Origin of the sequence: Ktedonobacter robiniae, from assembly GCF_016587375.1 — a bacterium.
GTDB lineage: Bacteria > Chloroflexota > Ktedonobacteria > Ktedonobacterales > Ktedonobacteraceae > Ktedonobacter > Ktedonobacter robiniae.
The window spans coordinates 1,417,908-1,431,029 of sequence record NZ_BNJG01000002.1; the positions used below are offsets into that span (position 1 = coordinate 1,417,908).

At 53.4% G+C, this 13,122-nt stretch carries 13 protein-coding genes and 1 pseudogene; 9 read left to right on the top strand and 5 right to left on the bottom strand.

The window, feature by feature from the left end:
* Positions 1-16: 16 nt before the first annotated feature.
* Positions 17-1,504 carry an alpha-N-arabinofuranosidase gene (locus tag JMJ04_RS26865; RefSeq protein WP_201373494.1) on the top strand — a complete coding sequence of 496 codons (1,488 nt, stop codon included), beginning with the start codon at positions 17-19 and terminating at the stop codon, positions 1,502-1,504.
* A 150-nt stretch (positions 1,505-1,654) separates the two neighbouring features.
* On the opposite strand, the gene JMJ04_RS26870 is transcribed toward JMJ04_RS26865, so the two are convergent.
* Positions 1,655-2,404, bottom strand: a complete 750-nt coding sequence (locus tag JMJ04_RS26870; RefSeq protein WP_201373495.1) for an SDR family oxidoreductase — start codon at positions 2,402-2,404, stop codon at positions 1,655-1,657.
* Positions 2,405-2,842: 438 nt separating this feature from the next.
* On the opposite strand from JMJ04_RS26870, the gene JMJ04_RS26875 reads away from it, so the two are divergent.
* Together JMJ04_RS26875 and JMJ04_RS26880 are read left to right on the top strand one after the other, a co-directional pair.
* Positions 2,843-3,520: a TetR/AcrR family transcriptional regulator gene (locus tag JMJ04_RS26875; RefSeq protein ID WP_201373496.1), complete on the top strand. Its 678-nt coding sequence runs from the start codon at positions 2,843-2,845 to the stop codon at positions 3,518-3,520.
* Between the two features lie 568 nt (positions 3,521-4,088).
* A complete protein-coding gene (locus JMJ04_RS26880; RefSeq protein WP_201373497.1) occupies positions 4,089-4,376 on the top strand; it encodes a GlsB/YeaQ/YmgE family stress response membrane protein in 288 nt (95 codons plus the stop codon).
* A gap of 555 nt (positions 4,377-4,931) precedes the next feature.
* On the opposite strand, the pseudogene JMJ04_RS26885 reads toward JMJ04_RS26880, so the two are convergent.
* Positions 4,932-5,878: pseudogene (locus tag JMJ04_RS26885) on the bottom strand (AraC family transcriptional regulator).
* A 307-nt stretch (positions 5,879-6,185) separates the two neighbouring features.
* Here JMJ04_RS26885 and JMJ04_RS26890 point away from each other — a divergent pair.
* The 6 genes from JMJ04_RS26890 to JMJ04_RS26910 all read left to right on the top strand — a co-directional run bounded on the left by JMJ04_RS26890 (position 6,186) and on the right by JMJ04_RS26910 (position 10,000).
* Entirely contained in the window at positions 6,186-6,512 is a 327-nt protein-coding gene (locus JMJ04_RS26890) for a carboxymuconolactone decarboxylase family protein (protein WP_201373498.1), read from the top strand.
* A gap of 224 nt (positions 6,513-6,736) precedes the next feature.
* On the top strand, positions 6,737-7,135 hold the full coding sequence (locus JMJ04_RS26895; protein ID WP_201373499.1) for a (R)-mandelonitrile lyase: 399 nt from the start codon (positions 6,737-6,739) through the stop codon (positions 7,133-7,135).
* Between the two features lie 63 nt (positions 7,136-7,198).
* A complete protein-coding gene (locus JMJ04_RS26900) occupies positions 7,199-8,179 on the top strand; it encodes an aldo/keto reductase (RefSeq protein ID WP_201373500.1) in 981 nt (326 codons plus the stop codon).
* An 8-nt stretch (positions 8,180-8,187) separates the two neighbouring features.
* Entirely contained in the window at positions 8,188-8,319 is a 132-nt protein-coding gene (locus JMJ04_RS48130; protein ID WP_268887376.1) for a hypothetical protein, read from the top strand.
* A gap of 39 nt (positions 8,320-8,358) precedes the next feature.
* Entirely contained in the window at positions 8,359-9,114 is a 756-nt protein-coding gene (locus tag JMJ04_RS26905; protein ID WP_236038421.1) for an SDR family oxidoreductase, read from the top strand.
* A gap of 25 nt (positions 9,115-9,139) precedes the next feature.
* The gene (locus JMJ04_RS26910) at positions 9,140-10,000 is read left to right on the top strand and encodes an aldo/keto reductase (protein ID WP_201373501.1); all 861 of its coding nucleotides are present in this window, start codon (positions 9,140-9,142) and stop codon (positions 9,998-10,000) included.
* Between the two features lie 69 nt (positions 10,001-10,069).
* Here JMJ04_RS26910 and JMJ04_RS26915 read toward each other — a convergent pair whose 3' ends face one another.
* Genes JMJ04_RS26915 through JMJ04_RS26925 form a run of 3 tightly spaced genes read right to left on the bottom strand, consistent with a single transcriptional unit; the run spans position 10,070 to position 13,115 of the window.
* Positions 10,070-11,056 (bottom strand): Gfo/Idh/MocA family protein, encoded by a 987-nt coding sequence (locus JMJ04_RS26915; protein WP_201373502.1) that lies wholly within the window; start codon positions 11,054-11,056, stop codon positions 10,070-10,072.
* Positions 11,053-12,087, bottom strand: coding sequence for an alcohol dehydrogenase catalytic domain-containing protein (locus JMJ04_RS26920; protein ID WP_201373503.1), 1,035 nt, complete (start codon positions 12,085-12,087; stop codon positions 11,053-11,055). Before JMJ04_RS26920 ends, JMJ04_RS26915 begins: the two co-directional genes overlap by 4 nt.
* Positions 12,088-12,104: 17 nt before the next feature.
* The gene (locus JMJ04_RS26925) at positions 12,105-13,115 is read right to left on the bottom strand and encodes a LacI family DNA-binding transcriptional regulator (RefSeq protein ID WP_201373504.1); all 1,011 of its coding nucleotides are present in this window, start codon (positions 13,113-13,115) and stop codon (positions 12,105-12,107) included.
* Positions 13,116-13,122: the final 7 nt, after the last annotated feature.

A 13,122-nucleotide genomic window follows, 5' to 3' on the forward strand; every position in this document is an offset into this window, starting at 1 on the left:
TAGAAGGAGCTAGTTCTTGGCAAAGATACATGTTGATATGGCTCGCAGCCTTGGTACTGTCGATCGTAAGATCTTTGGAGGTTTCGTTGAGCATTTAGGACGCTGTATATATGGGGGCATCTATGAGGAAGGCTCTCTATTGAGTGATGAGCAGGGGTTCCGCAAAGATGTCATGGCGGCGGTACGTGGTCTCCAGACTCCCGTCTTACGCTGGCCTGGTGGCAACTTTGTGAGCGGATACCACTGGACTGATGGTATTGGTCCCGTTGAGAAGCGGCCGCGCCAGTTGGAGCTAGCCTGGCATTCGGTGGAGTCTAATCGCTTCGGTACCGATGAATTTATGGAGTACTGTCGGGTACTGGGAGTTGAACCCTATCTGTGCGTCAATATGGGCTCGGGGACAATGGATGAGGCGCGGGCCTGGGTCGAGTACTGTAACGGTACCGGTGATACCTATTGGGCGAACCTGCGGCGGCAGAATGGACATGAGGAGCCATACAACGTTAAATACTGGGGCCTGGGGAACGAGATGTATGGCGACTGGCAAATAGGTCATCTCAGTCCAGAGGATTATGTCAAAAAGGCCATTGAGTTTGCCAAGGTCATGAAATGGACCGACCCGAGTATTCAACTGGTGGGTTGCGGCCAACAGGGATGGCACGCGTGGGATCGCGTTGTGATCGAGGGATTGGCTCCCTGGATAGATTACTATAGCATTCATCTGTATACCGGCAGCGCCAACCACTATAGCAATGTATTTGCGCCTGCGCTCGCCGATTTGGCGATTAAGAGCAGCCAGGCCCTCATCGAAGCTGCGCGCTTCACGCAGAAGATTAAGCATCCTATTTATATCGCATACGATGAATGGAATGTCTGGTATCGCCAGCATACACCCGAGAGTCGGCTGGAGGAGCAATATACGCTCTCCGATGCTCTGGCTGTTAGTGTCTATCTCAATACCTTCATTCGGCATAGCGATGTGGTCAAGATGGCGAACCTGGCCCAGCTTGTGAACGTGATTGCGCCTATTTTTACCAGCCCTGAAGGCCTCTTCTTGCAAACAATTTATCATCCTCTACGCCTGTATGCTGAACAAATGCAGGAGATTGCGCTGGATGTGCATGTCGATAGTGAGCAGATGGCCTTGACCACTGAGCAGGAGCAAGCGCCCTGGGGACAGCACTTTGCCAATCTAGGACCTTTTCAACTACTGGATGTGACCGCGACACGTGACGAGGCTGGCAAAGTACTCACCCTGGCTGTGGTCAATCGCGATAGCGAGCGGGCACACGAGACAACAATCAAACTGGCCGAAGAGGCCACCATCACTGAGTTCACAGCATATGAAGTGAACGGGCCTGAGGTCGATAGCCTGAACTCCTTCACGGAACAGGCGGTGGTTGCCGCGCAGGAGCGTGTACTGGAGGCTCCTGGGTCCGTGCGAACGCTGAGCTATACCTTTCCGGCGCATTCGTTGACCGTGTTGCGCTTGCAACTTGCGTAGGTAGAGAGCAAAAGTGGTGAATTCACGTAGTTTGTAGGGTCCATGCTTGCATGGACTCTGCTCACCCGAGAAAATCCATGCAAGCATGGACCCTACGTGAATTCACCATTTTGTAGCTCGTTCTTTCTCTAATCAACTGTAGAAGGCGGACTAGAGCGTATTGAAGAGCATACCGCCATCAGCATAGATCTCTGATCCTACCACGAAGGAGGAGTCGGAGGACGCAAGAAACAGGGCCACCTTCGCGATTTCTTCAGGATGTCCCAACCGCTTGACTGGAGATCGTCGCGCAATCTGTTGCGTAAAAGCCGCATATGCCTCTGGTGGTAGTCCATCCAGGATTGGCGTCTCGGTAGGGCCAATGGTAATGGTGTTGACACGAATGCCACGCTCAATCAACTCAGCAGAGAGGGATCGCGCGAGGGAGTGGATCGCGGCTTTGCTTGCCGAATAGACTGAACTGCCAGGTATCGCCATGTGGGCGTTGATGGAACCATTGATGATTATCGATGCATTCTCGTTGAGAATCGGTAGAGCTTTCTGAATAGTGAAATAGGCTCCTTTGAAATTGGTGTTGATCACCGTGTCAAAGTCTTCTTCTGTCACTTCCTCAAGCGCTCCCTTTCTGACAATGCCCGCGTTGACAAAGAGGATATCCAATCCGCCAAATGTCGCATGTGCCTGAGCGATCAACTGATCGATATCACTGAGCTTCGAAACATCTGAGGGAACCGCCAGCACGTTCTCTCCCAACTCTCTCGCGGCTGCTTCCAATGTTTCGCGGTTGCGCCCTGAAAGCACAACTTTTGCTCCTTGCGCGTAAAACTCTCTCGCAGTTGCCAGGCCAATTCCGCTGTTACCACCTGTCACTAACGCAACTTTTCCCTGAAGTGAACGCATAATGTTATCCTTTCGATAAAGAAGAGCGAATAGTTACATACATGCATGAGTGTGGTGCTGTTTTCTATTCCCTCTGAGAATGTTTTGTGAAATGAGCATTCTTCTCAATTTTCAAAGAGAGCAGAAAAAGAGTAAGAAGAATGCCGGTATATATTCATAATGATGACAACCTCTCTTTACGACATGACAACTTCTCAGATATTCACTGAGGCGCCTGTCGTTAGACGACCTTAGATTTGTGTCCGCCGATTTTTTCTTATGGGAGCGCAGGAGAGTCTACCTCTCCTTTTCCCTCAATCAGGTCGCCAACGAACCAGAAGATACGAACAACTAGCTCGCAACGCCCTCCTATGGTATACTACAAACGGACGGCAATCCGTTATGAGGGCATTATACGGACGGCAATCCGTTTTGTCAAGAGGTCAAAGGAGGATTTGAGTGAATCATCGACGAGAGAAGGTAACGGAGCAGAAGCAGAGGCGTGAAGAACGCCGTGATGCCCTGGAGAACCGGCAGCAGATCCTACAAACAGCGGAGGCGCTCTTTTCCGAACGAGATATTGAGGCTGTCACGATGACGGAAATCGCCAAAGCGGCTGGCGTTGGCCAGGGAACGCTTTATCGCCATTTTGCCCATAAAGGGGAGCTTTTAGAAGCGTTGCTTTCTCCCCATTTCGAGCGCTTTCAGGAAGAGGCGATTGCTAACTTTGGATATGAGCAGGCGGATTCGCAACCATTACAGCTTGTTTATCTCTTCCTCATGCGTTTTGCGTACTTTATCGAAGAGCACACAGCACATCTTCAAGCCTTGTATAGAGCGTATCAGACTCAGGGACGTCGGAGTTTTTATCAGTGTGCTGGGCACCAATGGAATAAAGAACGGGTTAAATACTACTTGCAGAATGCTGTTGAGGTAGGCGCATGCAGTGCTGACTTGGATAGTGACTATCTTGCTGAGTCTTTGCTGGCGGTTATCCAGGTAGATCTCTATCTCTATCAACGCCACACACTCGATTGGAGTGAAGAGCGCATTGTGAACGGTCTTGCGCAATTGCTTGAAGGTCTGGCAAAACATTCGCTTCATCTTCCGGAGCAGATGGTGGGTCGCAAGATGTGAGTGCTGAGGAAAGGTTTCAGCGCTCACCCAATGGTATTCCTGTAAAGAAGGTTCGCAAGCGGGGTTGACTCCCGCTTGCGAACCTTCTTGCTTGAAGCATCTAGGCTTGAGTACGGCTAGCAGCTTTCTTCTCGCGCTGGGCTTCTTTTTTTTGCTTATTTGATTTGGGTGCAGCTTTCTGCACTTTCTTCTGTTCTTTGTTTGCCATGAAAAGACTTCCCTTCTTTTTCTAGAGAAAACCATACGCCGTTGCAATGGACATGCCGTCGTTCAATGCTTTCGGAGTCTTATCTTCCTCTATCTAGTCTATCATAGGCTGTATAGAGGAAGTGTTGAGTTTGAAAACCAAAAAGAGATGCGTTTCCAACCTCAGCATGCTCAGTCAAGGCTTTTTATTCTCAATGGATCATAGTTAAGCGCACTCTTTTAAGTATATTAATTAGGGCCTTCATCTCTCCCTTTTGTCCTCATCTGATTTTATTTCTGGATCGTGTACTAATTGGTAGATGAACATTTACATACATCTATCAGATATTGTTAAGATTTTCCATATCGAGAGGTGAAAAGTATGCACTTGATTCTTGCTGCAGCACTCAACCCTGGCGGTATTATTGCGTGGATCGTTATTGGCCTGGTGGCCGGTTGGCTGGCTGGCGTGGTTATGCCAGGCAAAGGCTATGGCCTTATCGGTGACCTCGTCCTGGGTCTAGTAGGCGCTTTGCTCGGTGGCTTCATTGTTGGCCTGCTGGCGCCCGATGCAACCTTTGGTTTCTGGGGGAGCCTGCTCGTTGCTCTGATTGGTGCCTGTATCCTTGTCGCGATCTTGCACGCCGTGACAGGACGAAGAGCATTATAAATAATCAAGAAGAATGAAAGAAACAGGACCCGACGGATGTCGGGTCCTGTTTCTTTCATTCTTCTTGATTAATCAGTGTGTATGTCTATTGGGCATTGTGTACAAATACGTGTCGGAAATTTCTTATCTTTCGCCTGTGTCTTCTTGTTGGAAGAGCTCTTATACTGTAGAGACAAGATGGGTTGCTTGCTTTTCTGGCTGACTTTTTAGAGACATCAGAGACATCAGAGGCATATTTCTCGACTCACCTGGCAAACACTTATCTTTTCTGTGAGAAGCGGAGAGCGTTTAAATCGCCAATGATGTCGATGGATCTCTTCCTCCTCCGCTTGAGGGATGGTCTGTATACGTGCAAACCCGTATACCGGCCATCTCTTTTTGCTTTGTCAACGGACCACTCAACTGGTCTGTTCTCCGATGATGCTCGCTAAAAGCGCGTATTCTATGCTCTGTAAGGGGACATCATGAAGAGAACCAGGCCAACACTGTCAGTACAACAGGGGGAGCGGTCGTTGCGCGAAGGAAATCATGCTCTGTATCGACCGTGCCCGCCTCTCATTGTCTAGAGAAAGCAAGCGTTTCTCCTCGCAGCCGTTGCACGTCGCGCATGGGAGAAACTCCAAAGAGGCTTCTGTACTCGCGATTGAAGTGGGAGGCGTCCTGGTAGCCGACACGATAGGCCGCTCGTTGAGCATCGAGGTCTTCGCCCAGCATCAGGCGACGAGCTTCCTGGAGCCGTAACCGTTTCTGGAATTGCAAGGGACTCATTGCGGTCACGGCTTTAAAGTGGTGGTGCAACCCTGAGACGCTCATCCCCAGTTCCCGCGCGAGGTCCTCGATGTGCAGTGGCTGGTCGAAGTCCTGGCGAATACGTGCGACTGCTCTCGCAATGTCGGAGGTGTATCCTCCCATCATCGTCAGGTGGCGGAGCCGACCACCCTGCTCACCCATGAGAAGGCGATAGACGATTTCCCGTGTAATCAACGGCAGCAAGACCGGTGCTTCGGCAGGGGCATCCAGGAGTCGGACGAGCCGCACGGCAGCGTCCAACACATTTCCATCCAACAAACTGACATCAATGGCTCTCGCATCCGCCTGCTTTCTCGAAGAGGTATACCTCGCCTCCAGCAGAACCGAACTCACAACGGTAGGAGGGAGTTCCAGGCGCAAGCTCAGGTAGGGCTGGGCTTTTGAGGCTTCCAGAACCTGGCTGATACTGGGAAGTGCGATGGTGGTCAGCAGGTAATGCCAGGGATCATAGCGATAGCGGGTCTCGCCGAGCAGAACCTCTTTGCTACCCTGAGCAATCACGCACACGGATGGCGTGGAAACCCCATGCAACGGCCCGAAGGCTTGGAGGCACGGGCCAGATGCAGCCCTGAGAATGGCTGGATTGCCCCATCTTCGCGGATGACCCGCGAAACGCGCTCAAGCAGCTCCTCGTGATTGGCCTGGATTCGTTGGGCTTCGCGCTCTACAGGCTTGTGGATCATAGTATTCATCGGGACCTCTTCTCTTGTTGCGCGCTCTCACATCCGCAAGATTTGCAGAATCAGACAATCATTTGCGACAATCATTCTATCACCCAGGGCTTTGGTGCGTCTATACTATTCCCAGACAGAGCACATGGCGCTCTGCTTTTGCAGGTATGCTGGACTTTTGTTCAAGAACAGAGCAGGTGGCGAACCTGCATGGTGTACGGTCTCTCATGGCGTTCCCTCGGACAACGCAGCCATGGATCAGCACACGGCCATGAAGGTCATGGTCCCGCGAAGGTAGGACCAGCATGAATGAATGAGGAGAAAAAAGATGTCTGAATCTCAAGAACAAACGCCTGTCCAGAAGCTCATTGGCAACTTTTTGCCGAAAATGGTTTCGCTCACGGATGACGTGCTTTTTGGCGACGTCTGGGAGCGAACGGAGCTCTCGAAACGCGAACGGAGCTTGATTACGGTTGCCGCTTTGATTGCAGGCGGAAACACCGAACAACTCTCTGGCCATCTCATGAGAGCAAAAGACAATGGCCTGACGGAGACGGAACTCAAAGAGGTAATCACCCATCTGGCGTTCTATGCTGGTTGGCCGAAGGCCATGTCTGCCATTGCCGTAGCCAAACGCGTTTTTGGCGAGCAATAAGCTGGCAAGGAGAGAGAGCGGCTCTCACAGGAAAGCCCGGGTATGATTGCCTTCATTGGCCCCTCTGCTCACGGGCCACGTTGAGGGCAGAGGATGCGCAGAATTCGCCAATCATTTGCGACGATTCTTCTATTACCCTGTCTTTCCGGGGGTCTATACTATTTCCGGACAACGAACATGCCTCGCTCCGTATGCATATGCAGGCATGGTGGAGGAATGAAACAATGGATATCAAACGAAATGGCTCACACCCTTCTGGCAAAGGACCAGCCGACTATTTTACTGGCACGGTCCGCATCGATTCCCCGTTTGAGGCGCCCGCTCCAGCCCGTGTGGGTGGTGCCTGTGTCACGTTCGAGCCTGGCGCTCGGACTGCTTGGCACAGTCATCCGCTCGGCCAGACGCTGATCGTTACGGCTGGCCTCGGTCGGGTCCAACGCTGGGGGGAGCCGATCCAGGAGATTCGCCCAGGGGACGTGATCTGGTTTGAGCCAGGTGAAAAACATTGGCACGGTGCCGCACTAACCACGGCTATGATCCATATCGCCATTGCCGAACGGCTTGATGGAAAGACCACCGATTGGATGGAGAAGGTCAGCGACGAACACTACCACGCCGGGTAAAGGGTTCAGAAGACGTGGACAGAAGCAATGAGAAAAGACAACAACCAGATGAAAGGGAAAAGAATGCAGAAGCGCACACTTGGGAACAGTGCTCTGGAGGTTTCGGCTCTCGGGCTCGGTTGTATGGGCATGAGTATCAACTATGGTCCCCCCAGAGACAGGCAGGAGATGATTGCTCTCATGCGGGCCGCCGTGGACCGAGGCATGACCTTTTTCGACACGGCCCAGGTCTATGGACCCTTCACAAACGAAGAACTCGTGGGCGAAGCGCTTGCCCCCATTCATGAGCAGGTAGTGATCGCCACGAAATTTGGCTTTCATTTTGGTCCCAACGGAGAACAGTTGGGCCTTTCAAGTAAGCCAGAACAGATCAAGCAGAGTGTCGAGGGGTCACTCAAGCGGCTCCGGGTCGAGACCATCGATCTGCTCTATCAGCATCGAGTTGATCCAGAGGTGCCCATTGAAGATGTCGCCGCAACGGTGAAGGAACTGATCGAGGCAGGGAAGGTGAAGCACTTCGGCCTTTCCGAGGCAGGAGCCCAGACGATTCGTCGAGCGCACGCGGTCCAGTCAGTTACGGCTGTCCAAAACGAATACTCCTTGTGGGCGCGCGACTCGGAAGCGGAGGTACTGCCAACATGCGAAGAACTTGGCATCGGCTTCGTTCCCTGGAGTCCACTCGGGCAGGGCTTCCTCACTGCAACCATTGATCCTGCCAGGACGTTCGAGAGGTCCGACATTCGGTCTATTTTCCCGCGCTTTACCCCACAAGCCATGAAAGCGAATCAGGCCCTGGTCGATCTGCTAGTCAGAATCGCGGCGCAGAAGCAGGTAACGCCTGCTCAGATCGCGCTGGCCTGGCTGCTGGCTCAGAAACCGTGGATCGTGCCGATCCCAGGGACCACGAAGCTCTCTCGCCTGGAGGAGAACCTTGCAGCCGTTGCCATCGAACTGACGTCCGACGATCTCGGTGAAATCGAGAGTGCTGCCTCGCAGATCACGGTGCAAGGAGCCAGGGGGAATGGACAAGAGCGATACGTTTAAGGCTGTTCTTGACAGCCATTTTCACCCATCCAGGTGCTCCAGAGAACATCGGCGCGGTCCAGGTCGAGCTTACCGAAGGCGATCTGCGGAAGATTGACCACGCCATGTCCACTATCACGGTCCTGGGAGACCGCTACTAAAGGCCACCGAGTGGTCATGAGAAACAGATGAGAAGGAAAATGATGAACGAGAACCAGAATATCATCGGAAAAGTCGTTGTTATCACTGGCGCGAGCAGTGGCCTGGGCGAGGCGACGGCCCGGCATCTCTCCGCCGGGGGTGCTACCGTCGTGCTGGGAGCGCGGCGCACCGAGCGCATCCAGGCACTGGCCAACGAACTGAACGGTGATGGGGGCAAGGCACTAGCCCTCCAGACCGATGTCACCGACGCCGATCAGATGAAACGCCTGGTCGATGCAGCCGTACAGACGTATGGGCGCGTTGATGTCATGATCAACAACGCCGGACTCATGCCACATTCGCCCCTTGAGCGCCTCAAGGTCGACGACTGGAACCGAACCATCGACGTGAACATCAAGGGGGTGCTCTACGGCATTGCGGCAGCGCTGCCGTATATGAAACAGCAAAAAGCTGGCCACATTATCAATGTCTCCTCGGTGGCTGGTCATAAGGTTCGTCCTGGAAGCGCGGTCTATGCGGCAACCAAGACAGCCGTGCTGGTGATCTCTGAAGGGCTGCGCCAGGAAGTCAAACCCTATCACATCCGCACGACGGTGATCTCGCCGGGCGCGGTGACCACGGAACTGCCCAACAGCATCACTGAGCCGGATATTGCTGAAAACGTTCAGAAACTCTATGAAGAAATGGCCATTCCGGCTGACTCCTTTGCGCGGGCCGTCGCCTTTGCCATGAGCCAACCCGACGACGTGGACATCAATGAAATCTTGTTCCGGCCCACCAGCCAGGAGCTTTGAGGAGAAGCAAAAAGGAGAACTACCAATGTCAGCTATTCCATCAGTCACCCTCAATAACGGGGTAAAGATGCCCCTCTTGGGGTTTGGCGTCTTCCAGATGCAGGACGCCGAAGAATGCGAACGCAGCGTTTACGACGCCATCCGCACCGGCTATCGCCTGATTGATACGGCGGCATCCTATGGCAATGAAGAGGCCGTCGGCAAAGCCATCAAGCGGAGCGGTGTGCCAAGGGAAGAGCTGTTCGTCACCACCAAGCTCTGGATTCAGGATGCCGGGGACGAACGCACCAGGCCAGCATTCGAGCGATCGTTGCAGCGGTTACAACTGGAGTATCTGGATCTCTACCTGATTCACCAGCCCTTTGGGGATGTGTATGGCGCGTGGCGCGCGATGGAGAAGTTGTACCAGGAAGGCCGGATACGCGCCATCGGGGTCAGCAACTTCTTACCCGACCGGTTGATGGACCTGATGGTACATCACCACGTCGTTCCTGCCGTCAATCAGGTTGAAACCCATCCGTTCAATCAGCAAATCGAAACCCAGACCTTCTTGCAGGAAAACCATGTTCAGATAGAATCCTGGGGACCGTTTGCCGAAGGCAAACACAACATTTTCGAGAACGAGTTGCTGCGTTCCATCGCAGGCAAGTATCAGAAAACCGTGGCGCAAGTCATTCTGCGCTGGCTGACCCAAAGAGGGGTCGTGGTAATTCCCAAATCAGTCCGTAAGGAACGAATCGTGGAAAACTTCACCATCTTCGATTTCGATCTGAGCCCGGAAGATATGGCGGCGATGAGGACGCTGGACACCAAAACCAGCAGCTTCTTCGACCACCGTGACCCCAACATCGTGAAGAGGTTGGGCGAAGCAACACGTCCGACCTAAACGGACGTGCGGCCCGTGTGCATCTGGTAACGGAGAGAGCGTTTTCCGAGGGAAAAGAGCACAAAAAGGTTATGCAGTTGAGACGCGCTGGCCGGTTTCGAAGGAGCGAATGGCCGCATGGGCCAGTTCCAATGCGCGGCGGCCTACTTCGGCCGGGACAGGGGGTCTCTGGCCCTGTTTAAAGGCTTGCAGCACGGCATCCAGATGTTTGTCGAAGGTACGGTGAAACTCGCGGTCCCTATCGTTAAAATAGCCCGCCTGCCAGATTTCCCCTGTCTCGTTACCAGCGGCCTGGAAGGTATAGCGGCGCACTGTATCCTCGATCAAGATACGCCCTTTGTCGCCATTAACTTCGACGAAGTGCGTGCCGGGATAGGCATACGATGTGTCATATGATCCTACGAGGCTGCCGACGGCGCCACTGGCGAAGCGCAGAGCCAGCACAAGCGTGCGATACCCACTACCCGTTTTGTCGGTCATCTGGGCCGCTACCGAGGCTATCGGGCCACACAGAAATTCCAGCATGTCAAAACCGTGGCACTGGGTCTCTATAAGGTTGGCATGTGGATGATCGCTGCGTCCCTCGCCCCCAAAGCGCCAGGTAGCGAATGAAATATCGCCCAGGCGCCCATCAGCAATGGCCTGGTAAGCCATCTGCACCGGGCGTGCATAGCGATGGTTAAAGTTGATCGCGAAGAAGAGCGAGTGTTTAGCGGCTTCGTTCAGCAAGATGTCCGCTTCGCCCAGGTCGAAGACGAGCGGTTTTTCTACTAGCAGTGGAAAGCCAGCCTGGATGATGCGCAGGGTCGTGGCGAAATGCTCCTGATTGGGGAGGCAGACGCTTACCAGGTCAGGCTGCTCTTGCTCCAGCAACTTATCCAGGTCATTATAGGCACGCACGCCATAGGCTTCGGCGCGGGCACGGGTTTTCTCCTCGGAGCGTCCAAAGATGGCGCAGAAATCGACATCGGACCTCTCGGAGAAGACACGCGCATGTTGAAGTCCCCAGGAACCCGCGCCTGCCAGGGCGACTTTTATCCGTTTCTCTCTGCTCATTGCGCGATAACAACCTTTCCGGTTTTCCCACTAAAGAAGAGTTCAAAGGCCTGCTGAATCTCGCTGACAGGAAAGGTATGCGTAATAATCTGGCGTAGGTAGGAGCGATGTTGCTGGAGTAACACAAGGTTGTGCGTAAGCTCCTGGTAGGCAAAATATTCGCTACCCATGACAGCTCGCTCGGTGGCAATAAGATCGGAGGAGACATGAAGTTGCAGGTCCTCACCATGACCGACACAGACCAGGACACCTCGCTGTGCCAATACTCCCAGGGCATCCTGGCGCGCAGCCTGTTTGCCGCTGCTATCGACGGCCAGGTCAACGCTTAAGATACCATGCTTGCGGACCCCTTCCGCAAGCGTTGTCTCTTTAAGCTGAATCGGCTTCCCACCTAACTGCTCCGCCAGGGCCAGGCGATATTCGCTCACGTCCGAGATCAAGACGGGGAAATCCTCTCCCAGCAAGACTTTCGCCATCGTCAGCACCGCCAGGCCGATAGGACCAGCGCCGGTGACCACTAACGACTCTATATCAGGATGGACAAGTCGCGCACGCTTAATGGCATGACCACCGGTCCCCATGATGTCGAGTAGTAAGGTAGCATCGGCAAAGGAAAGGTCAGGGTCTATGGGGAAGAAGATGTTTTCATGAATAAGTTCATAGGAGCCGTAGCCGCCATCTCTGTTAAAACCCATATCGCCGCGTTTATTTAAACACTGGTTAGTAAAGCTCTTGTGGCAGGAGCGGCAGGAGCCACAGTAATCCATCAGGAAAATAACGCCTGGGGTCCCAAGAGGAGTATGCGTGCCTGGTCCCGCCGCGATGACAACACCGCTTGCTTCATGACCTGGCGTCACAGTGGACCCGGCGTAAAACTGCTCACGGTCCGTACCGCAGATAGCATTGGCCTTAACCTGAATCAGGAGCTCTCCCTCCCCTGGTGTCGGCACACCTTTTTCGATGAAATCAATCTTGCCCTGTCCAACAAAATTTGGGACCCGCACCCTTGCCGGTACAACGCTCTGTGTCATGTCACAACCTTTCGTTATTAACAGGATTTGCGTTTTATAAGTGTCAGTTCAAAGATCTGTGGTTCTGGCTGCTCAAGCGGCTTCACTCCCTGAATGCGTTCGAGCAGGAGGCGGGCACTGGCAGAACCCATCTCATAGATAGGCTGATGAATCGTGGTGAGAGGTGGATGAACGAGCGAGGCTGTGGGAATATCATCAAAGCCGATAACCGCGACCTCCTCCGGGACAGCGATTTTGTGCTCGGCCAGGTAGTGCAAAGCACCTAAAGCCGAGAGGTCATTCGCCGCGAAGATGCAGGTTAACTCGGGATGGCGCTGTAGGAGCGCTTCAGTTGCACTAATACCCTTATCAAAGCGGAAGTCGGCCTGGGCAATCGGCAATTGTGGATGCCTATCAATGGTATCAATCTCGATATGCTGCCAGTTCATCGCATCCAGATAGGCGCGCAAACGTAAATCTGAGAAGCGTAGCCCTGGTGGTCCCGCCAAAAAGCCAATACGCCTATGCCCACACTCAAAGGCCCATTGCAGCGCCTCCATCGCTCCCCCATAGTGATCGACTGTGATGTCAGAAGTACCTATTGCCTCGCCATGGTCAATCACTACCAGGGGCAGACCCACCTCAGAGAGTTTACGCTTCAATACATTGGCATTCGCTGGAGAGAGCAGGATCACGCCATCAACCAGTTGCTGGCGCAGCATCTCAACCGTGTTGAGTTCATGCTCCATCTGCCACAGGGTATCCAACAACATCATGGTATACCCCTGCCGGCGCGCTTCATCTGAGATACCACTCGCGATACCAGGCACAAACGGGTTTGTCAGGTCATGCACGACGACACCAATGATCATGGTACGCTTTTTGGCTAAGGCACGCGCCACCCCATTCGGAGCGTATTGCAGCTTCTTAATCGCGTCCAAGACTTTATCACGCGTCTCCTGACTTACATATCCTGTATTGTTCAAAACGCGCGAGATGGTTCCGACTCCCAGGCCAGTCTCCTTCGCGATATCCCGAATCGTTGCCATACTTTCC

Excerpts from the sequence above, each read along its gene's own strand:
- JMJ04_RS26870 (WP_201373495.1), bottom strand. The coding sequence starts at position 2,404 with ATGCGTTCACTTCAGGGAAAAGTTGCGTTAGTGACAGGTGGTAACAGC.
- JMJ04_RS26880 (WP_201373497.1), top strand. The coding sequence starts at position 4,089 with ATGCACTTGATTCTTGCTGCAGCACTCAACCCTGGCGGTATTATTGCG.
- JMJ04_RS26890 (WP_201373498.1), top strand. The coding sequence starts at position 6,186 with ATGTCTGAATCTCAAGAACAAACGCCTGTCCAGAAGCTCATTGGCAAC.
- JMJ04_RS26895 (WP_201373499.1), top strand. The coding sequence starts at position 6,737 with ATGGATATCAAACGAAATGGCTCACACCCTTCTGGCAAAGGACCAGCC.
- JMJ04_RS26900 (WP_201373500.1), top strand. The coding sequence starts at position 7,199 with ATGCAGAAGCGCACACTTGGGAACAGTGCTCTGGAGGTTTCGGCTCTC.
- JMJ04_RS26905 (WP_236038421.1), top strand. The coding sequence starts at position 8,359 with ATGATGAACGAGAACCAGAATATCATCGGAAAAGTCGTTGTTATCACT.
- JMJ04_RS26910 (WP_201373501.1), top strand. The coding sequence starts at position 9,140 with ATGTCAGCTATTCCATCAGTCACCCTCAATAACGGGGTAAAGATGCCC.
- JMJ04_RS26915 (WP_201373502.1), bottom strand. The coding sequence starts at position 11,056 with ATGAGCAGAGAGAAACGGATAAAAGTCGCCCTGGCAGGCGCGGGTTCC.
- JMJ04_RS26920 (WP_201373503.1), bottom strand. The coding sequence starts at position 12,087 with ATGACACAGAGCGTTGTACCGGCAAGGGTGCGGGTCCCAAATTTTGTT.
- JMJ04_RS26925 (WP_201373504.1), bottom strand. The coding sequence starts at position 13,115 with ATGGCAACGATTCGGGATATCGCGAAGGAGACTGGCCTGGGAGTCGGA.